The sequence below is a fragment of the Mycolicibacterium neoaurum ATCC 25795 genome, assembly GCF_000691525.1.
Classification (GTDB): Bacteria; Actinomycetota; Actinomycetes; order Mycobacteriales; family Mycobacteriaceae; genus Mycobacterium; species Mycobacterium neoaurum.
Genome location: NZ_JMDW01000011.1, coordinates 1 through 18,836, shown reverse-complemented (window position 1 = coordinate 18,836; position 18,836 = coordinate 1). Strand labels below are relative to the sequence as shown.

Annotated in this window: 21 protein-coding genes; 11 read left to right on the top strand and 10 right to left on the bottom strand. The window is 65.5% G+C overall.

Going from position 1 to position 18,836, the window contains the following annotated elements; translation table 11 throughout:
* Window positions 1–143: 143 nt before the first annotated feature.
* Window positions 144–872, top strand: coding sequence for a TMEM165/GDT1 family protein (locus IC40_RS0116015; protein WP_030135713.1), 729 nt, complete (start codon window positions 144–146; stop codon window positions 870–872).
* A gap of 19 nt (window positions 873–891) precedes the next feature.
* Here the strand turns inward: IC40_RS0116015 and IC40_RS0116010 are convergent, their stop codons facing one another.
* The 5 genes from IC40_RS0116010 to IC40_RS0115990 are packed head-to-tail and all read right to left on the bottom strand — an operon-like array spanning window position 892 to window position 5,731.
* Window positions 892–1,305 carry an ATP-binding protein gene (locus tag IC40_RS0116010; RefSeq protein ID WP_030135712.1) on the bottom strand — a complete coding sequence of 138 codons (414 nt, stop codon included), beginning with the start codon at window positions 1,303–1,305 and terminating at the stop codon, window positions 892–894.
* Window positions 1,292–1,633, bottom strand: coding sequence for an STAS domain-containing protein (locus IC40_RS0116005; protein WP_030135711.1), 342 nt, complete (start codon window positions 1,631–1,633; stop codon window positions 1,292–1,294). Before IC40_RS0116005 ends, IC40_RS0116010 begins: the two co-directional genes overlap by 14 nt.
* A complete protein-coding gene (locus tag IC40_RS0116000) occupies window positions 1,630–3,636 on the bottom strand; it encodes a glycosyltransferase family 2 protein (RefSeq protein ID WP_030135710.1) in 2,007 nt (668 codons plus the stop codon). The genes IC40_RS0116005 and IC40_RS0116000 overlap by 4 nt, the downstream gene beginning before the upstream one ends.
* Window positions 3,633–4,883: a PP2C family protein-serine/threonine phosphatase gene (locus IC40_RS0115995; protein WP_042509547.1), complete on the bottom strand. Its 1,251-nt coding sequence runs from the start codon at window positions 4,881–4,883 to the stop codon at window positions 3,633–3,635. Before IC40_RS0115995 ends, IC40_RS0116000 begins: the two co-directional genes overlap by 4 nt.
* Window positions 4,880–5,731 (bottom strand): glycoside hydrolase family 26 protein, encoded by an 852-nt coding sequence (locus IC40_RS0115990; protein ID WP_042509548.1) that lies wholly within the window; start codon window positions 5,729–5,731, stop codon window positions 4,880–4,882. The genes IC40_RS0115995 and IC40_RS0115990 overlap by 4 nt, the downstream gene beginning before the upstream one ends.
* A gap of 182 nt (window positions 5,732–5,913) precedes the next feature.
* On the opposite strand from IC40_RS0115990, the gene IC40_RS0115985 reads away from it, so the two are divergent.
* Both IC40_RS0115985 and IC40_RS0115980 read left to right on the top strand, forming a co-directional pair.
* Complete coding sequence (locus tag IC40_RS0115985; RefSeq protein ID WP_030135707.1) at window positions 5,914–6,285, top strand: BlaI/MecI/CopY family transcriptional regulator; 372 nt, start codon at window positions 5,914–5,916, stop codon at window positions 6,283–6,285.
* Window positions 6,282–7,196 (top strand): M56 family metallopeptidase, encoded by a 915-nt coding sequence (locus IC40_RS0115980; RefSeq protein ID WP_030135706.1) that lies wholly within the window; start codon window positions 6,282–6,284, stop codon window positions 7,194–7,196. The genes IC40_RS0115985 and IC40_RS0115980 overlap by 4 nt, the downstream gene beginning before the upstream one ends.
* Here the strand turns inward: IC40_RS0115980 and IC40_RS0115975 are convergent, their stop codons facing one another.
* The gene (locus IC40_RS0115975; RefSeq protein ID WP_030135705.1) at window positions 7,197–8,420 is read right to left on the bottom strand and encodes a L,D-transpeptidase; all 1,224 of its coding nucleotides are present in this window, start codon (window positions 8,418–8,420) and stop codon (window positions 7,197–7,199) included.
* A gap of 103 nt (window positions 8,421–8,523) precedes the next feature.
* Between IC40_RS0115975 and IC40_RS0115970 the strand changes: the two genes are divergently transcribed.
* Both IC40_RS0115970 and IC40_RS0115965 read left to right on the top strand, forming a co-directional pair.
* Window positions 8,524–9,183: a DsbA family protein gene (locus IC40_RS0115970; RefSeq protein WP_030135704.1), complete on the top strand. Its 660-nt coding sequence runs from the start codon at window positions 8,524–8,526 to the stop codon at window positions 9,181–9,183.
* Window positions 9,184–9,241: 58 nt separating this feature from the next.
* Window positions 9,242–10,024: a serine hydrolase gene (locus IC40_RS0115965; protein ID WP_030135703.1), complete on the top strand. Its 783-nt coding sequence runs from the start codon at window positions 9,242–9,244 to the stop codon at window positions 10,022–10,024.
* Window positions 10,025–10,027: 3 nt separating this feature from the next.
* Here IC40_RS0115965 and IC40_RS0115960 read toward each other — a convergent pair whose 3' ends face one another.
* Window positions 10,028–11,554 (bottom strand): serine/threonine-protein kinase, encoded by a 1,527-nt coding sequence (locus IC40_RS0115960; protein WP_234882644.1) that lies wholly within the window; start codon window positions 11,552–11,554, stop codon window positions 10,028–10,030.
* 71 nt (window positions 11,555–11,625) lie between these two features.
* Window positions 11,626–12,240, bottom strand: a complete 615-nt coding sequence (locus IC40_RS0115955) for a TetR/AcrR family transcriptional regulator (RefSeq protein ID WP_030135701.1) — start codon at window positions 12,238–12,240, stop codon at window positions 11,626–11,628.
* Window positions 12,241–12,332: 92 nt separating this feature from the next.
* Between IC40_RS0115955 and IC40_RS0115950 the strand changes: the two genes are divergently transcribed.
* Both IC40_RS0115950 and IC40_RS0115945 read left to right on the top strand, forming a co-directional pair.
* The gene (locus IC40_RS0115950) at window positions 12,333–13,259 is read left to right on the top strand and encodes a metal-dependent hydrolase (protein ID WP_030135700.1); all 927 of its coding nucleotides are present in this window, start codon (window positions 12,333–12,335) and stop codon (window positions 13,257–13,259) included.
* Window positions 13,252–14,394, top strand: coding sequence for a hypothetical protein (locus IC40_RS0115945; protein ID WP_030135699.1), 1,143 nt, complete (start codon window positions 13,252–13,254; stop codon window positions 14,392–14,394). The genes IC40_RS0115950 and IC40_RS0115945 overlap by 8 nt, the downstream gene beginning before the upstream one ends.
* 59 nt (window positions 14,395–14,453) lie before the next feature.
* Here the strand turns inward: IC40_RS0115945 and IC40_RS0115940 are convergent, their stop codons facing one another.
* A complete protein-coding gene (locus tag IC40_RS0115940) occupies window positions 14,454–15,293 on the bottom strand; it encodes an aldo/keto reductase (protein WP_030135698.1) in 840 nt (279 codons plus the stop codon).
* A gap of 7 nt (window positions 15,294–15,300) precedes the next feature.
* Window positions 15,301–16,140, bottom strand: coding sequence for an aldo/keto reductase (locus tag IC40_RS0115935; RefSeq protein WP_030135697.1), 840 nt, complete (start codon window positions 16,138–16,140; stop codon window positions 15,301–15,303).
* Between IC40_RS0115935 and IC40_RS0115930 the strand changes: the two genes are divergently transcribed.
* The 4 genes from IC40_RS0115930 to IC40_RS28580 all read left to right on the top strand — a co-directional run.
* A complete protein-coding gene (locus IC40_RS0115930; RefSeq protein ID WP_036462742.1) occupies window positions 16,139–17,221 on the top strand; it encodes an alpha/beta hydrolase in 1,083 nt (360 codons plus the stop codon). The genes IC40_RS0115935 and IC40_RS0115930 overlap by 2 nt on opposite strands.
* Window positions 17,222–17,231: 10 nt before the next feature.
* Window positions 17,232–17,972: a DsbA family protein gene (locus IC40_RS0115925; RefSeq protein ID WP_030135695.1), complete on the top strand. Its 741-nt coding sequence runs from the start codon at window positions 17,232–17,234 to the stop codon at window positions 17,970–17,972.
* Complete coding sequence (locus tag IC40_RS0115920; protein WP_030135694.1) at window positions 17,969–18,586, top strand: vitamin K epoxide reductase family protein; 618 nt, start codon at window positions 17,969–17,971, stop codon at window positions 18,584–18,586. Before IC40_RS0115925 ends, IC40_RS0115920 begins: the two co-directional genes overlap by 4 nt.
* 170 nt (window positions 18,587–18,756) lie before the next feature.
* Window positions 18,757–18,836: biotin carboxylase N-terminal domain-containing protein (locus tag IC40_RS28580; protein ID WP_420896605.1), on the top strand; the 80-nt coding region annotated here is incomplete at its 3' end.

Sequence of the window (18,836 nt, the reverse complement as noted above, 5' to 3'; positions counted from 1 at the left end):
CCGCCGGCAGTTGGCCGGACGTCCCGGTCATCTGGACCGACGACAGTCGGTGGACGAGACCTTCGGCCGTATGAAGCCAATTGATGGCTGCCGGCCGGAGTGCACACAGTTCTCCACGGCAGCCTGTGATCTGGGAGGTTCGCGTGCTGTCCGCCTTGGTGCTCAGCTTTGCCGTCATCTTCATCGCCGAACTCGGTGACAAGACCCAACTGGTGGCGATGACGTTCGCGCTGCGATACCGGTGGTGGGTCGTGCTTGCCGCGATCACCGCGGCGACCACCGTCGTGCACGTCCTTTCGGTGGCGATCGGGCACTATCTGGGTGCCGCGCTCCCCGGGCACCTGCTCGGCCTGATCGCGGGTGTGATGTTCATCTTCTTCGGTGCCTGGACGCTACGCGGTGACAAGCTCAGTGATGAGGAGGCCAGCGTCGCGCAGCGGGCCACCGCTCCGGCGTTCTTCGTGGTGACGTCCGCGTTCTTCCTCGCCGAGCTCGGTGACAAGACGATGCTGGCGACGGTCACGTTGGCCGCGGACAACAACTGGGCGGGCGTGTGGATCGGGTCGACGCTGGGAATGGTGGTCGCCGACGGCTTGGCGATCATCGTCGGCGCGGTGTTGGGTAAGCACCTGCCGGAGCGGATCATCCAGATCGGAGCCGCGGCCCTGTTCCTGGTGTTCGGTTCCTTCATGGTGTTGGAGAACGCCTTCCCGGCGGCGTCGGTGATCCTCGTCGCCGGCGGCACTGCAGCGATCCTGGTCGCCACCGTTCTCGCGCTGCGCGCACTGCCGGACCGGCTGCGGCCCGCGGTGCTGCGGCGTCCGGCCGACCCCGTCCGCGACGAGGACGAGACAGCCGCCAGCCCGCGCTGACCGGGTGTCCGCCGTCGCGTCAGTCGGTGAGGTTCCGGATGAGTGTCCAGTGGTTGCCGTTCTGGTCGCGACGGTAAGACAGCTCGTCGAGCACGCGGTGGGCGATCGCGAGGCCGCGACCATGTTCGGACATCTCGTCGGGCATCCGAGGCTGGTGCACGTCGAAGGGCGCCGGATGGCCGTCATCGGTGAAGATCGTGCGTATCGCGCCCGAGTACAGCTCGACGGTCATCCGTAGATGAACGGGGTTGCCGTCACCGGAATGCTCGATGATGTTGGCCCCGATCTCCCCGGCAGCCAGATCCATGTGCAACCGCACTACATCCGGGATGTCCGGGTGATCCGACCACAGCGCGTCCAGGGTCTGCTGGACCGCCGCCAGGGTGTCGGGCCCGGTGACGGTATCCAGGACGAACTTCTCAGGCGTGGTCATCGAAGGCGCTCGCTGCCTCTGCATGAGCACGCAGCACGCGATTGAGGTTGGTCAGCTCCAAGACCGAGGTCACCTGTCGGGACGGCGCGGCGATGCGAAGATCGCCGCCTGCCTGGCGGGCGACCTTCAGTCCGGATATCAATGCTCCGAGTCCGGAGGAGTCGATGAAATCGACGCCGCTGAGGTCGACGACGACGCGGGTGTGCCCGTCCTCGACGAGCGAATGAAGCTGTCTGCGCAGAGCTGGTGCGGCCACCATGTTGACGCGGCCGGTCGGGACGACGACGGCGACTCCGGATTCGAGGGAGTTTACGGGGAAGTTGCTCACGAGACTCCTTGGTCGGCTGGTGGTTCGGGCTCAGATGTTTCGGGCTCATGGCCCCGGTAGCGGACGGCCTGGAACACCACGCTGAGGATGACGACGTCGAAGAGCACCCAGAACAGGTTGACGCCGACACCGAGGACCGAGATCGCGCCGAAGTACAACTGCACGATCCCGATGACCGATGCTGTCACCAGCAGGGCCATGGCGGCGAGCTGCCATTTGACCAGGTGCCAGGGGATGGAATCCGACGACTGCTTGGTCTTCGGCGTCACCGCGAAGCCCAGTGGCCGACCGAAGTAGACATTGCGAAAAGCCGTGACGCACGCCCTGATCCAGACGGGGAACAGCGCGAGGCTGTACTGCTGGCCGCGCCATGTCGGCGTGCCGCGACTGATGATGATGAACATCAATTGGTTCAGGATCAGGAACGGCACCAGGCGTCCGAAGAAATCCCAGCTGTAGGCCTGCACGGGCATGATGCCGAAGATCAGGAAGATCGCCGGCGCCGCGATATAGGCCAGAGCGGCGAAACCGGCCAGATAGCTCCACATCGTGGCCCAGTACATCAGCCGCTGGCCCCAGCTCAAACCCTTTTGTACCAGCGGGTTCTCCTTGAGCATCACCTGGATGGTGCCTTGGGCCCAGCGCAACCGCTGGGTCATCATCGTGCGTACGTCATCGGGTGCGAGTCCGCGGGCGAGCACCTCGTGGTGATAGGCCGACTTCCAGCCCTGGGCGTGCAGGCGCATGCACGTCGCCATGTCCTCGGTGACCGAGATGGTCGCCATGGGCAGCACCGGCTGCGCCTCGTCGTCGCGACCCACATCGACCGCCCGGATCATCGCGCTGATCGATTCCAGGGCACCCAATGGCGACCAGTCGCGGCCGGCGAGTGAGCTCAGCGCGTCGTCATCGAAGATGACCGCGCTGGACGTGTGCTCGGGATCCTGTTGCAGAGCGGTGATGACGTCGAGGTCGGCGCGGATGGCCGTCATGTCGGCGTCGACGATCGAACGGGCGGCAGCATCGACCTGCTGTTGGAAGGCGAAGGTGATATCGGCCAGTTCGCGGCCGGCGCGCAGCTGCTTGCGCGCGGTGGTGGTGGCGTCCTGTACCGACGTCAATGCGCTGCGGACCGCGGGATGATCCGAATCGGTCTGGGAGGCAGCGCTCTTCAGGATCTTTCGGGAGGCGTACAGCGTCCGTCGGATACCTTCCTCGACGGCATGGACATAGCCTCGGATACCGAGCTGCATGAGTGCCTCGCGGCGCAGCACCGCGTTGGAACCACAGAAGTAGGCGGCATTCCAACCGTCTTTTCCCTGTTGGATGGGTCCGTAGAACAGCGGGGCCTGACTACCGAGCGGATCGCTGAACGGCACGTTGTGGAAATACTGCGGAGTCTGCACCAACGCCATCCGGGGATCACGGAAGTATCCCAGCGTCCGGTCGAGGATCGCCGGATCGGGAACCTGGTCGGCATCGAGGATGAGCAGGTACTCACCGTCGGTCTCGAAGAGCGCATTGTTCAGATTGCCCGCCTTGGCGTGCCGGGGCTTGTCGGCCCAGCTGGCCGAACGGGTCACGTAGCCGATTCCGTTTTCGGCTGCGACAGCGGCCAATTCGTGACGATCACCGTCATCCAGGATCCAGGTCGAGTGTGGATAACTGATGTCGCGGGCCGCGATGGCGGTCTCCAGAACCATCGATATCGGTTCGTTGTAGGTCGTGACCAGGACGTCGACGGTGGCACCGTCCGGTGGTGGGGGCGGCGGGTTGCGTCGCAGCAACCGCCACATCGTCAGGGCGAACAACAATGAGTCGATTACGCTGTAGGTCTCGGCCAGAACCAGCGGCACCGCGATCCACCAGGCCGACCAGTTCAGCGAGGCCATCCACCGCCAGGTGATGTAGTTGATCCCCAGCAGCCCGGTGCACAGGATGAGCAGACGCATCCACGCCGACGGGAAGCGTCCGACGGAGGCATCGGGTAGGCGATGGGTCATCCACGCACCTCACGGCGGATGGCGACCAGTGTCACGTCGTCAAGGCATGGCCGGTCGCCCGTCATCGTGCGCAGCGTCGCGCACAGCTCGGTGGGATCGCGGTGTCCGGCCAGGAACTCCAGTGCCGGCCGCATGTCAGTGCCATCGCCGACCAGGTCCAGCAGGCCGTCGGAGGCGATCACCACGGTGTCCCCGGGGGTCAGCATCAGCCGCTGCGAGGTCCAGGTCTCCTCCGCGCTGACGCCCATCGGCAGGCCTCGACTCTGCAGCGGCCGCGTTTGTCCGTCGGCGCCGATGAGCACCGCGAAACCGTGGCCGGCGTCGACGTAATCCAACGCTCCGTCGGCGCTGCGCAGCCGCATGTGCATCAAGGTGACGAACGTTTCCGTGCTGTCCAGATCGCCGGCGAGCTGGGCGCCGACGGAGTTGACCGCGTCGGCGATATCGACATCGCCTCCGCCGGTCCAGTCGATGGCCCGCGACGCCCCGCGCAGTGCCGAGCGGACGGTAGCCGTCAGAATCGCTGCTGCCAGGCCCTTGCCCATCACATCGGCGATGGTGAACACCGCACCGCCGGACACCGGGTAGTGGTCGTAGAAGTCACCTCCCACGGCGAATGCCGGCACGCACAGCCCGGACACCGTGTAACCGGGCAGATCGATCAACGGTGCGGGCAGCAGCTGGCGTTGCACCGCCGCCGCACGGTCGAGATCATCGGAATTCTGCAGTTCCCGTTCGGCCCAGTGGGCGAGTTCGAGCAGGGTACGCCGCTGCGATGCGTCGAGTGTGCGCGGCCGGGTGTCATAGACGCAGAAGGTTCCCACGGCATGGCCACCCGGACCGACCAGGGGATAGCCCGCGTAGAAGCGGATGCCGCCCTCGCCCTGCACCGCGGGCAGTTCGGAAAATTCGGATTGCCAGGTGTCCTCGATGATGTGCAGCGGGTCGACGTCACCGCGGTAGAACCTGGCCACCGTTGCCTGGCAGACGGTTTGGCCGCGCGGAACGAAGCCGCCGAGAGCCATCCCGTCGCATTGTTTGAACCACTGCCTGTCCTCGGCGAGCAGCGAAACGGCCGCCATCGGCACATCGAGGGCGCAGCGCGCCATACTGGTGACCCGCGCGAATCGGTCCTCGGGTTCGGTGTCCAGCTGGAACAACTGGTCGACGGCGTGCAGTCGCGCGGCCTCCAGCGCTGTCGGCAGTGCATACCGATCCTGCAATGACAGTCCGTTCGGCGGATTCATGGTCCTCTCCTCAGCCCGCGGGCCATGGCTGCGGCCGATCTCGGCGTACTGGCGATCCGCCAGTCGCGTTCCTTGCGGTGGTCGAACCAGATGAACGCGGTGACCTTCGGCTGGGCGTCCAGATAGCTGATCAGATCGCTGATCCAGTTCGCCTTGTCGCCACCGCTTTCGGCGCAGGCGACCTCGGTGACCATGAGCGGTTTCGCGGCCAGGCCACCAAGCGCGGACAGTGCCGACCCGAATACCTCTTCGGGTTGTCGCCAGTGGGTACGGCCCGGGCAGTGCCCCCAGTTGAACCCGTCGACCGCGAGGTGGTCGACATATTCGTCACCGGGGTACCAGTCGGAGATGGGGGCTCGGTGCTCGATTTGCGCGTCGACGCACCACACCCAGTCCACGTTTGCCGCACCGCCGTCGGTGAAGATGCTGTGCACGTGCCGCCATGCCGCAACGTGGTCGGTGGCGGCGGTGCCGCCCGCCGGTGACCATGGGTACCAATCGCCGTTGAATTCGTGCGCGAACCGCAAACAGATCCGGTGTGCGCAGTTCTTCAATTCTGCAGCCCAATCGTGCACATATTCATCGAGCGCACCATTGGCCAGTCTGCGCATTACCGCAGACCCTCTTTCGGGCCGAGTCCACGGTTCCCAGGTGATCACCGGTATGGCGCCCTGTTCGGCGGCCGCGGCAACCTTCTGCATCGGGGGTGCAGCGCCGAAATCCTCGAACCAGAGTAGGTATCGAGGCCGGCTGCCGACGGTCTGGGCAATAGTGTCCAGTTCTGCTTTCTGACACGGCCCACCTGATGTGGTGACGCCGAAATCGACGTGATCCTCCCCGCTCGCCACCGTCGAAGATTATCCCGGCGACCATTGTTCACGAGGTGATCTGGGAACAATTGTCAAAATCGTCGGCGGCAAATTGCGTGGTGGTCCTCGACCGGTGAGTTACCCGGCAGCCGGGACCCCGGTCGCGCCCATCCGGATAGATTGGACCGAGGTGGTCGTGAGGCAGTCGGATTGAGGTGGGCATGCAGCAGCGCGGTCTGGGAGATCTCGAAGCGACGGTCATGGACCGCGTCTGGGCGTCCGCTGACGGAGCCACCGTCCGCGATATCTTCGAACAACTCGCCGACGCTCGCCAGATTGCCTACACGACAGTGCTGTCCACGATGGACAACCTCTACCGCAAGGGGTGGGTCCGTCGAGACCGTGAGGGTAAGGCCTACCGGTACTGGCCGACCATGACGCGCGAGGAGCGTTCGGCGCAACTCATGCGTGCGGCGTTCGACTCCGGTGGCAATGCCGAGGCGGTGCTGGCCTTCTTCGTCGATCAGATGTCGGCGGAAGAATCGGCGAAACTACGCGCCGCGCTGCGACATGCACCGAAGCGGCAGCGATGACGATCGCCGCGTATCTGCTGGCTTACGGGGCCGTGGTGATCTGGTGTGCGCCGGCGCTGCTGGGAAGGTTGACCGGCGCGGGACTCAACCCTCGGCTGGGGGTGGCCGCCTGGCTCACCGCGATCGCGGTGGTGGTGCTGGCCTGGTCGGTTTCGGTGCTGGTGATCGTGAGCGCCGCCGTCAGCGGACTCCCCGGCTCGGCGACGATCGTGTTGTGCCTGGAGATGATCGGTGTCCCGGAGCGGTCGCTGACCCCGGGGGTGGCGAGTCTTGTCCTGCTGATCGTTGCAGGCGTGGTGATCTCGACGATGGTGGGGATCAGGGTCGCTCGCGCGGTGGCCGGCTTCCGGGCGCGCAGTGACGAACATGCCCAGGCCGCCCGCATCATCGGCACGCCGACCGACCGGCAGGACGTGTTCGTCATCGACGCCGAGCGCGCCGCGGCGTACTGCGTCGCCGGCCGTCCGCACGCCATCGTGCTCACCACCGCCGCGGTGCGCACCCTCGACGAAGTTCAGCTCGGGGCCGTGCTCGCCCACGAGCAGGCGCATCTGACGGGGCGTCACCACCACCTGCTGATGGTCTTGCGGGCACTGTCGCACAGTCTTTCTCGGCTCCCGCTGTTCACCCGCGGTGTCGGCGCCGTCGCCGCGCTGTTGGAGATGTGCGCCGACGACACCGCGGCGCGCACCCACGATCGCGGAGCGCTGATCGCCGGGATGGTCAAACTCGCCGGTCCCGCACCGGTTGGTGGGTTGTCCGTCGGCGCCCACGCCGTCCACGCCAGGGTGGCTCGATTGCGCGATCCCGCCGGACCGCTGACCACCGGCTGCCACCAGATCCTGACGGTGGCGGTCATCGCGGCGACGGTATGCGCGCCGGTACTGATCAATCTGCTGTGTCAGCACTGATCACAGATTGGCGTTGCCGGCCTTCCACTGCGGCCACGGAATGTTCCAGTCACCGAGGCCGTCGGTGCCAGACAAGGTCGGCCCGACCGTGTTGATCACCTCGACGATATCGCCGCGTTTGGTGTTGTCGTAGAACCACTTCGCGTTCTCTGTGCTGGCGTTGAGACACCCGTGGCTGACGTTGGCGTACCCCTGGCTCCCGACCGACCACGGTGCGGCGTGCACGAAGATCCCGCTGTAGGACATCCGCGTGGCCCAGTTCACCTCTGTGCGGTACCCGTCCGGTGAGTTCACCGGGACGCCGTAGGTCGACGAGTCCATCACCATGAACGGCAGCCGTTCGGCGACGATGTACACCCCGTTGTCGGTGGGGGTGGCGTTCTTGCCCATGGATATCGGGATTGTCTTGGCCACCGCACCGTTGACGCGCACGGTCAGCGACTTCGTGCTGTCGTCGGCGATGGCGATGACCTCATCGCCGATGGTGAACCGGCTACTGACATTGTCCTGTCCGAACAGCCCGTCACCCAGATCCACGCCATAGGTGCGCACCTGAACCTCGACCTCGGTACCGGGCTTCCAGTATTCGGCCGGGCGCCAGCGCACCTCGCGGGAGTTGAGCCAGTAGAACGCGCCCTCCACGGGCGGGTTCGTGGTGACCGTGATGGCTTTCTGGGCGGCCAGCCGGTCGGGGATCGGCTCGTCGAAGCTGACCGCTACCGGCTGTCCCACCCCGACCACCTCACCGTTGCCGGGTATCACGTAGGGCATGGTGAGGTTCTGCGGGGAATGCGTCTCGAACTTCGCCGTCGTGCCGGTGCGCCCGCCGAGGCCGAGCGCCTCGGCGTGCAGGGTGTACTGACGGTTGTAGCCGAGCGGCTCGGCCGAACGCCAGCTGACCCCGTCGGGACTCAGCTCGCTCTTGACGATTCGGCCCTGTTCGTTGACCAGCGTCACGTTGTCCAGCACGCCGGCCTCCGCGCGCACCGTCACCGGCGTCTCGACCGGTACCCCGATCGCGCCGTCGGTGACCGACAGGCGTAGTTCGGGTACCAGTAGGTCGCCGTAGGGCGTGCCTTTTTCGGCGATGGTGTCCGGCTGTGCCACCGATGCCGGACGGTTGCCGCACCCGCTCATGCCGATGACCACGGCGCAGAGCGTGAGCAGGCAGACAACCGTGCTCACGACGCCGCGCCGCCGCCCGGTGGCCTGGACTCGTCCCATGGCTGTGCTTCCGTCCGCTCGTCTTGGGTTGCGTTACCATCCTACGGACTTACTACGTAGATGCAGGTCCGGCGGGTGCGCCGGTGCCGGCGGGGGAGGCACGGTGCTGAAAACCCCGATAGGCCGGACGTTGTCGACCGCTGCCGTGGTCATCATCGTCGCCGCCATCGGCATCGTCGTGTTGGTGCTGCGCACCGGCGGCGGGCCGGAACAGTTGCCGAACGCCGGCGGTGGGGTGGAGGTGGTGCGCCCCGACAGTCACCGCCTCGACGATCCGCCCGATGCCGCGGTGACGTTCGTCGAATTCCTGGATTTCGAGTGCGAGGGATGTCGGGCCGCATACCCGATCGTGGAACAGTTGCGCACCGAGTACGGCGATCGGGTCGAATTCGTGTTGCGGTACTTCCCGCTGCCAGGACACGTCAACGCCGAACGCGCCGCGCGCGCGGTCGAGGCGGCCGCGAAGCAGGGGCGACTGGAGGCCATGTATCGCATGATGTACGAGACCCAGTCGCAGTGGGGCGAGCGTCGTACACCGGCCGACGACGTCTTCCGAGGCTTCGCCCAGGAATTGGGCTTGGATATGGGCCGATTCGACAGTGACTACGCCGACCCCGAGACCGCCCAGCGAGTCCGTCAGGATGTCGAGGACGGTGTTGCGCTGGGTGTGCAAGGCACGCCGACATTCTTCATCGACGGGCAGCAGGTTCCGGTGTACCGGACCGAGGATCTCCGCGAAGCCCTGGAGCGTGCGCTTGCCTAGGACAGGGCCCACCCCGGCCGTGTCGGGGTTGCGTCGTGTCGTGATCCTGGTGCTGATGATGCTTCTCATGGCGTCCACCGACCGAGTGGTGGCGCAGGCGGACTGCGCGGCCGCGGATGCACGATGTGGTTTTCGTGAGCGTCTGGTCGCCGCCGAGAACTATCTCGCCGACCGGCCTGGCACGGTGGGATTCGTGTTGCGAGACAGGGTCACCGGCACCAAGTACCGCAATGCGAACGCCGCCATGCCGATCTGGACGGCATCGACGATCAAGCTGGCAATGGTCGCCGACCTGCTGTCCCGAGAACAATCGGGGATTGTGCGCCTGACGGCGACGGACCGTGAGCAGATGGTCGCGATGCTGCGAAGCTCCGACAATGCTGCGGCCGACGCACTGTGGTCCGAATACGGCGGAACGGCAAACGTCTTCAACGCCAACTTCTCCCGGTACGGTATGACCGGGGTGCGTCCGCAGCCGGGTTTCGGCGACGTCTATCCGTATTGGGGATTCCAGAAGGGCACGGCCGATGATTTCGACGCCCTGATGAACTACGTCCTCGACAGGCTCAGCGCTGCCAATTCCGCTGCGGTGGTGGCCGAGATGCAACGTGTCGAGGGTTCTCAGCGGTGGGGGGTGTGGGGTGCCGGTCCGGCGATGGCGCCAGGAGCGAAGAATGGTTGGTCCCAGGAGCAGGGCGGCTGGGTGGTGAACAGTGTCGGCTTCGCCGGGCCGCAGCAGCGGTACACGCTGTCGATCATGAATGCCCTCGGCGGTGCGGGCGGTTACGACGACGGTGTCGAAACGACCACGAACCTGGCGCGAATTCTGCTGTCGCCGTAGCTGTTACGGTGGGTAGACCTGCTTGATACTGCCATCCGGGTTCAGCTTCAGGAAGCCGGTCCCGGGCTCGGTCGAGTGGATGATCAGATCCAGGCCGCCGCCTTCGGCGCCTTCGATGATCAGGTAACTGTCCGAGCCGACGGGTGCGCCGGTGTGCCGCGGTGCATTGCCGAGGACATCGGCGACGGCGGCCGTGTTGATCTGACTGAGGTCGACCAGGATGTCGAAGGCACTGGTCGACATCGTCGGGCCCCATTCTTCCCAGCCTTCGCCGCGATAGGTGAAGCTGTCCTTGGCATTCGCGTTCGTCGGGGTGGGCCGGTCGTAGACCGCATGGCTGGGATACACCACCAGCGAGAAGCCCATGGTGTCACCGAACTTGTCCCGAATCGTCTGGAGCAGTCCGTCCAGTCCCTTGGCGTTCTGGAGTTCCGGGGTACTCGCCGCCGTCGAGGTCGACGTGGGTGGAACAGTCCGTGGGGCAGGCGTATTCGACGGTATGGCGCGGCGATCGGTTGCGCTCGGCGAAATCGCCTGCTGGCCCGCGTTCGACGTGGTGTCACCACGGGTGGCCACCAGAACTGTCGTGGCTGCGATGGCGATGGCGGCGAACAGTGCGATCGGGATCAGCACGGCCGGTCCGCGCCACCACGGCCGCGCCGCAGCTGCCGGCTGCCACGCCGGGCCGGCCGGCCACGATTGCTGCGGCGCGGGATGGGGCGGTGGCCAGTGGGCGGCGGTCGGTCCGTAGGTGGCCGGCGTGGCGATGGCGGCACGGGCGGCGGCGGCAAGTTCGCCCGTGGTGGCGTAGCGGTGTTCGGGATTCTTGGCCATCCCGGTCGCGATGACCTGATCCATCAAGGCGGGAACCCCGGGCTGCATCATCGACGGTCTGGGTGGAGGCAGAGTGAGATGACCGGTGATCTGACGTTCGACGCTGTCACCGGGAAAGGGTTGCCGGCCGGTCAGGCATTCATGCAGCACGCAGGTCAGTGCGTAGATGTCGGCACGCGCATCAGAGCTGTCGGTCGACAATCGCTCCGGTGCCATATACGCCAGGGTGCCGATCGTGGAACCGGTACTGGTCAATTTCGTGCCGTCGGAGGCCCTGGCGATCCCGAAGTCGATGAGGTACGCGAAATCGGCGGGTGTCACCAGGATGTTCGACGGTTTGACGTCGCGGTGCACCAGCCCGACGGTGTGGGCGGCGTGTAGTGCCGCGGCGATTTGTTCGGTGATGCCTACCGCCCGATGCGGCGGCAGCGCTCCGGTTGCGAGGAGGTCCTGGACAGTCCTGCCCTCGATCAGCCGCATGGTGACGTACAGCCGTCCGTCGATCTCGCCGAAATCATGGATCGGGACGATGTGCGGTTCGTCCAGCCCGGCGGCCACCTGGGCCTCGCGGCGGAACCGTCGTTGGTAGGTGTCGTCATCGGCGAGGCTGGGCGGCAGCACCTTCAGTGCCACCCATCTGTTCATCGCGGTGTCAAAGGCGCGCCACACCTCGCCCATGCCGCCACGGCCCAGCATGGTCGCCAGGCGATACCGACCGAACGGGGTCCCTTCGTGCACGGGATAACCCTAGAGGACGCCGGTGCGGTTCAGTTCGGGCTCTGCGTCTGTTGGGCGGCGACCGCCCCACCGAGCCAGCGGCGCAAGAACTTTCGTAGTTCCTGTGGTGTCCTGTCGGTGTTCGGTGCGACGAAGAAGGACAGCATGGTGCGCAGCGTGAACTCGACGAGCTCGCCCAGACTGGTTTCGTCGTAACCGTACGCGGACCAGTCGACATCGAAGCGGTCGATCATCCGCATGCCGATGGCACGTGCCTCCGCGGAGGTGAGGGCGCCACTGTGGTCATGCGGATAGGACTCCGACAGCAGGATGCCCAGATGCGGTGTGCGGGTTACCTCGTCGAGGGTGAACACGGTGCCCTCGGTGATGGCCTCGGCCGGGTCGTGGATGCCTTCGACGGCCGTGGAGAGGCGATCGAGGAAGGCGTCCACCGAAGCCATGGCCACGGCGTGCATGAGGGCGTCGGAGGTGGGGAAGTACCGATACACGGTCTGGCGGATGATGCCCAACGAGTTCGCGACTTCGGCGAGGGAGATCGCTGTGCCGGTCGAACTGACCAGTTCGACGGCGGCCGTGACGATTCGCCGGGTGGCCTCCTCGTCACTGTGCGGGGGATCGCCGCCCCAGCCGCGCCTGCGCGCCATCGGCACCTTCCTCTCGGCATGGCGACGCTAGCACGCCCAAGTCAACATACAGTCAGACAAAAGTGCGTATGATTGTGTGATAGCTTGCGGTGATGACCGATCTCCAGGTGCGCAAGATGCGCTTCGCCTTCGCCGACTACGACGTGCCGTTTCTCTGGAATGAGACCAATCCCGCCTTCTCTGCGATGGCCAATGCCGTCTCCTTCCTGGCCATCGCCTTCGAGAAGATGATCGTCAGCACCATGGCCGAGGCGAAACCGCTGCTCGCCGGCTCACCGATCGCCGACGAGGCGGACGCGTTCGTCCGGCAAGAGGGTCAGCACTCGATGGCCCACCGTCAGCACGCCCGGGGCCTGATCAAGGCCTACCCGGCGCTCAAGGAAACCCTCGATGAAGTCATCGCCGCCTTCGACGATCTGGTCGAGAACAAGCCGTTGAAGTACCGGCTGGCCTACACCGCCGATCTGGAGGCCACGTTCACTCCGGTGTTCAAGCTGATGCTCGACAATGACGACACCCTTTTCGCGCCCGGCGACGACCGGGTGGCCTCGCTGTTCCTGTGGCATTTCGTCGAAGAGGTCGAGCACCGCAGCTCGGCGCTGATCATCTACAACGATCTGGTCGGCGACCCGTGGTACCGCGCACGCATGGCACCGTCGATCTTCAAACACGTGATGGACGTGGTGCGGATGGCGTGCGACGGGTTCAACCGGCATCTTCCGCTGGAGGTGCGCAAGGTCGATGCGGTATCGACCTTCGCCCTGGAACGGCGAAAGAACGCGCTGCTCAGTCGCATCGGTCGCCGACCGGACTACGGGCCGTTGCAAGCACCGTTCCCGCATCTGGGTTTCCGCGAACAGCTGGCTGCCCTGGTGGGTATCGTCCGCAGTCAGATTCCCGGCCATGATCCCACCCACGAGAAGTTGCCGGTGCTGGCCGACGAATGGTTCAGACGCTATGACGAGGGATACGACGTGACACAGTGGTACACGAATCAGCAGGCGTCCGCCGATGTCTGATCTGTGTAGACCGACCTTCGAGCAGCTCGCCGAGCGGCTTGGCTTCAGTTGCGCGGAGGCCGGCGGTCTGGTCGAGGTGCGTAACCCGCTGGCACTGGAGAATTGGACGCTGCCGGTACTCGAGCTGACGATCATCGTCGGGGTCGTGCTGGCGTTGGCCTATGCGGTGATCCGACTGCGCCGCCACGGTGACGCCACCAACCTCGTGTTGTGGTTCGGCGCCATCGCCTATCTGCTGATCATCGAACCACCGCTGTACTTCCCGGCCGCATTCGGCATCGAGGAACACATCGACACGATGTTCGCGCACAATGTCTTCACGGTCGAATTCCTCTGGGGCAGGTTGCCTCTCTACATCGTGGCGATCTATCCGCTGATGGCCACCATCGCCTTCGAGATCGTGCGCAATCTCGGTGTGTTCCGCCGGTACGGCACGCTCGTCGGTGCGGTGTGCGTCGGCTTCGTCCACCATGCGTTCTACGAGATCTTCGACCATCTGGGACCGCAGCTGCGCTGGTGGGAATGGACGCTGGAGCATCCGATGAACCAACCGTTCTTCGCCTCGGTGCCGTTGCCCAGCGTGGTGGTTTTCGCCGCGCTCTGGCCGATGTCGCTGGCATTCTGTGTCCAGTTCTTCGTCGGCAGATACGTCGACCGCGGACGGCGCTTCAGTGGCGCCCAGATCCTCTGGCGCACCGTGGTGGTGGGTCTGCTCGCCTCGGTGGGCACGGTGCTGCTGCCGGCGCCTGCGACGGTCATCGGCTCATTCACCAACGTCACCGTGATGGGTGTCGTGTACGCGTTGGAATTGTTGGTGATCACCGTCGTCGCGGTCCCGGTGCTCTACAAGCAGTGGCAGCGATTGCGCAATACGGCTGCCTCTGCCACCGAAGCGCGCTACGTGAATCCGCCGATGATTCGTTATGGCGTGCTGTATCTGGCGGTGATGGCGGTGTTGTGGGCCACCGCCCTGCCCGCGTACTTCTCGGCTGTCGACGGCGTCACCGGCAATGGTGATCCGGTGGGCAGCCTCGCCTACACCGTGGTGTGCTTCGCGATTGCCGGCCTCAGTGCCGCTGCCGCGCTGACGGTTTCGACCACCAACCCGGTGAAGCGGCCCGCGGCTGTCGCCTGAGCGTCTTCGGTGAGGAAACGTGCGCACAGCACACGTCTCCTCACCGAAATCGCAAGAGACTAGGTCCCGGTGTAGGTGGCCGGGTCCGGGCGGTACCGGGTGCCGTCATCGAGCCCGGTCAGCGCCGCGAGATGCTCCTCGGCCAACTCGAAGTCCAGTACGTCGAAGTTCTCCGCGATGCGCTCGGGCTTGGCCGAACGCGGGATGACCACGTTGCCCAACTGCAGGTTCCACCGGATCAACACCTGCGCCGGGGTCTTGCCGTACTGCGCCGCCACCGCGGTCACGGTCGGGTTGTCCAACAGCTTGCCGACGCCCAGCGGGCTGTAGGCCTCGGTCACGATGTTGTGCTCGGCATGCGCGGCACGCTGTTCGGTCTGCACCAGCTGGGGGTGCAGTTCGATCTGGTTGATCGCGGGTGCCACGAAGGACAGGTCGATGATGTTGGTCAGATCATCCGGTGTGAAGTTGGCGACACCGATGGACGTGGCCAACTTGTCCTCGCGTACCCGCAGCAGCCCACCCCAGCTGTCGACATACTTACCGGTGTCCCCACCCGGCCAGTGGATCAGATACAGGTCCAGGTAGTCGACGCCGAGCCGGTCCAGGCTGACCTTGGCGGCGTCCTGAGAAGCCTGGAAGCCCTGATCCTGAGTTGCCAGCTTGGTGGTGAGGAAGATCTCGGCACGCGGGATACCCGACGCGGCGATGGCACGACCCACGCCGGCCTCGTTACCGTAGGCGGCGGCGGTGTCGATAAGCCGGACACCGATTTCCAGCGCTGCCGACACCGCGCGCTCGGCCTCATCGTCAGTCAGCTCGCCCACCCCGATTCCGAGAACCGGAATCGTGTTCTCGTCGTTCAAGCCGATACTGGGCACAGCTGCTGCCGATGTCATGTCCTACCTATCCCGTGAAGTTGAAGGTGCGTGGGTCGGGACCCAACCGGGTGCCGTCATCGAGCGATCCGATGGACGCGATGTCCTTTTCGGTCAACTCGAAGTCGAACACGTCGAAGTTACTCGCTATCCGATCGGGGTTCACCGACTTCGGGATGACGATATTACCCAGCTGCAGATGCCATCTGATCAGCACCTGGGCTGGTGTTTTGCTGTGTGTCTCGGCAATCGCCGTCACCGCCGGTTCGCTGAGCAGACCACCCTGGCCCAAGGGGCTCCACGCCTCCGTGGCGATGCCCAGCTCGGCGTGCAGGTCGCGCAGCTCCTGCTGCGGAAGCCGGGGGTGCAGTTCGATCTGATTGACCGCCGGCACGATCCCGGTGGCGTCGATGAGTGTGCGCAGATGCTCGGGCTGGAAGTTACTGACGCCGATGGAACGGACCCGGCCCTCGTCACGCAGCGTGGACAACGCCTTGAAGCTCTCCACGTAGAGGTTGATCTCGGGCAGCGGCCAGTGGATCAGGTAGAGATCGACATAGTCCACGCCAAGGCGTTGGGCGCTGGCATCGAATGCCCGCAACGCCTTGTCGTAGCCCTGTTCGGAGTTCCACAACTTGGTGACCAGATAGATGTCCGCGCGGGGCACGCCCGAGGACACCAGACCCTCGCCGACCTCGGTTTCGTTCTGATAGACCGCGGCGGTGTCGATGTGGCGATAGCCCGTGCGCAGGGCACTCTCCACCGCGAGTCTGGTGTCCTCGGGCGGGGTCTGCCAGACTCCCAACCCGACCGCGGGGATGGAATGTCCGTCGTTGAGCAACCGTGTGGGATATGAGGGGGCAGTCATGGAAACGAGTCTGCCAGCGCGGCCGAACCCGAGCCCGCTGCGACTGAAGGCCGCAACCGTCGCGAGCCGGGTGTCGGTGCCGCTGCTGGCGCGCATCCCGGATCCCGTCAAGAGACTGCTGATGGGACGGCGCAGCGTCGTCATCGACGGCAACACCCTGGACACCAGCCTGCAATTGCTCCTCAACGCGCAACGCGCCTCGGGTATCGGTGGCCTTGTGGCCTGCGACGATGTCACCGTCGCGCGCACCCAGCTCGACGCCGCATCGGCCGCCTTCACGGCCGACATCGTCGTGCCGACCGATGACTTCTCCATCGCCGGACCGGCCGGCCCGCTGACGCTGCGGCATTACCGCGGCGAGGCAGGTGCGCCGCTGCTGGTTTTCTTTCACGGTGGCGGTTTTGTCGTCGGCAGCTTGGCCACCCATGACGGGTTCTGCCGCCGGATCTGCCGCGATGCCGGCGTGCACGTGCTTGCCGTCGACTATCGGCTAGCGCCCGAACACAAGGCGCCCGCCGCGGCCGAGGACTGCCACGCTGCCTATACGTGGGCGTTGGACCATGCCGCGGAGCTCGGTGCGGACCCTGACCGGGTCGCCGTCGGCGGCGACAGCGCGGGTGGCAATCTCGCCGCCGTGGTCACCCAGACCGCCCGCACCACCGGCACGAGGATGCCTGCGCTGCAACTCCTGATCTATCCGATGGTCGATCCGGTGGGTGAAACGGTCTCGCGCTCGCTGTTCGCCGAAGGCTTCTTCCTCACCAAGGCCGATATCGATTGGTTCGACCACCATTACGTCGCCGGTTCGGGCGTGGCCCACGACGACCCTCGGGTGGCGCCACTGCACGCCGCCGACCTGACCGGACTGTCGCCCGCGCTGGTAGTGACGGCCGGTTTCGACCCGCTGCGCGACGAGGGCAGGGCCTATGCCCGCGCGCTCACCGCCGCGGGCGTGCCGGTCGATCACCGCGAGTACGGCTCGCTGGTGCACGCGTTCATCAATTTCTTTCCTCTCGGCGGGGACAGTGAACTCGCTGTCGTCGACCTCACCTCGGCGCTGCGGGCGCATCTGAGCCGGTAGGCTGCATCCCGTGGCGAACAAACCGAAGAAGCAGGCCAGTTACGACTTGAAGGCCGCTGACCGCAAGCGCAACCTTCTCGTCCAGATCGGGCTGACCTCGGTGGTCGTCCTGTTCGCGGTGGCACTGGTGCTGTGGATCGTGCTGAATGGGGAGACGAACCCCGAGGCCGGTGAGGCCCGGGCGGTCCGCGTCGAATCCAGCCAGGTGGTCCGCAATGACGACGGCGTCGACCCCAAGGTCGTGCTCTCGGTGTACGAAGATCCGCTCTGCCCGCACTGCGGAGCATTCGAGAAGGCCTTCGGCTCGACGATCAACCAGCTCATCGACAAGGGCGTGATCGCGGTCGACTACTACATGGTCGGCATCCTCGACAGCGCCGGGAACCAGAACTACTCCTCGCGTGCCAGCGGCGCTGCCTACTGTGTCGCCGACGAATCCGTCGAGGCGTTCCGCCGCTTCCACGGCGCCCTCTACGCCCAGCAGCCCTCGGAGGTCGGCGGCTCATACCCGACCAACGCACAGCTGATCGAGACCGCCCGGCAGGCAGGCGCCGCCGGCAAGGTGCCCGAGTGCATCGACAAGGAGCGCTACGTCAAGATGGCCGGCGGCATGGCTGCGGCCACCAAGATCAACGCCACACCCACCGTGCGGATCAACGGTGAGGACTACCAGTACAGCACCCCCGAAGCGCTGGTCGGCAAGATCAAGGAGATCGTCGGCGACGTCCCGGGTCTGGCCGCGGCATCGTGACCGCCACCGCCGACCTCGACTCGGCCGAGACTCCGGTCGAGCCGAGCGGCGTGCGTAGATCCAGCGCCATCGGGGTTCTGATCGCCGGTGTGCTCGGCCTGGCGGCCGCCGCCACGCTGACCATCGAGAAGATCGAGATCCTCATCGATCCCAGCTACGTCCCGTCGTGCAGCCTGAACCCGGTGCTGTCCTGCGGGTCGGTGATGGTCACCCCACAGGCCTCGGTCTTCGGCTTCCCCAACTCGTTGATCGGGATCATCGCGTTCACCGTCGTGCTCGTCACCGGCGTGCTGGCGGTGGCCAGGGTGTCGCTGCCGCGCTGGTACTGGATCGGCCTCGCGGTGGGCAGCGCACTCGGTGTCGTGTTCGTGCACTGGCTGATCTTCCAGAGCCTGTACCGGATCGGGGCACTGTGCCCCTACTGCATGGTCGTCTGGGCGGTCACCATCCCGTTGCTGGTGATGGTCGCCTCCATCGCGCTGCGCGCCGAGACCGCCACGGGTGTCGGCCGCGTCTTCTACGACTGGCGATGGTCGCTCGTGGCGCTGTGGTTCACCGCCGTCGTGTTGCTGATCTTGGTCCGCTTCTGGAACTACTGGTCGACGCTCCTGTAACCGACCACTCACAGTCCGGGGATATCCCGCGGTGAGCTAACCGCAGGTCAGTATCCTCATACCTGCGCATCAGCCGGTCTGTGGTGTCGCCAAGTGCGCCGAATACGGCGCCCCACCGACTCGTGCGGAGCGGGGTCGTCGGGATCCGAAGACGAAGGAGTAAGAGTTCGATGATTTCGAAACTCTTGGTGGCCAACCGCGGCGAGATCGCCATCCGCGCGTTCCGTGCAGCGACCGAGATGAACATCGC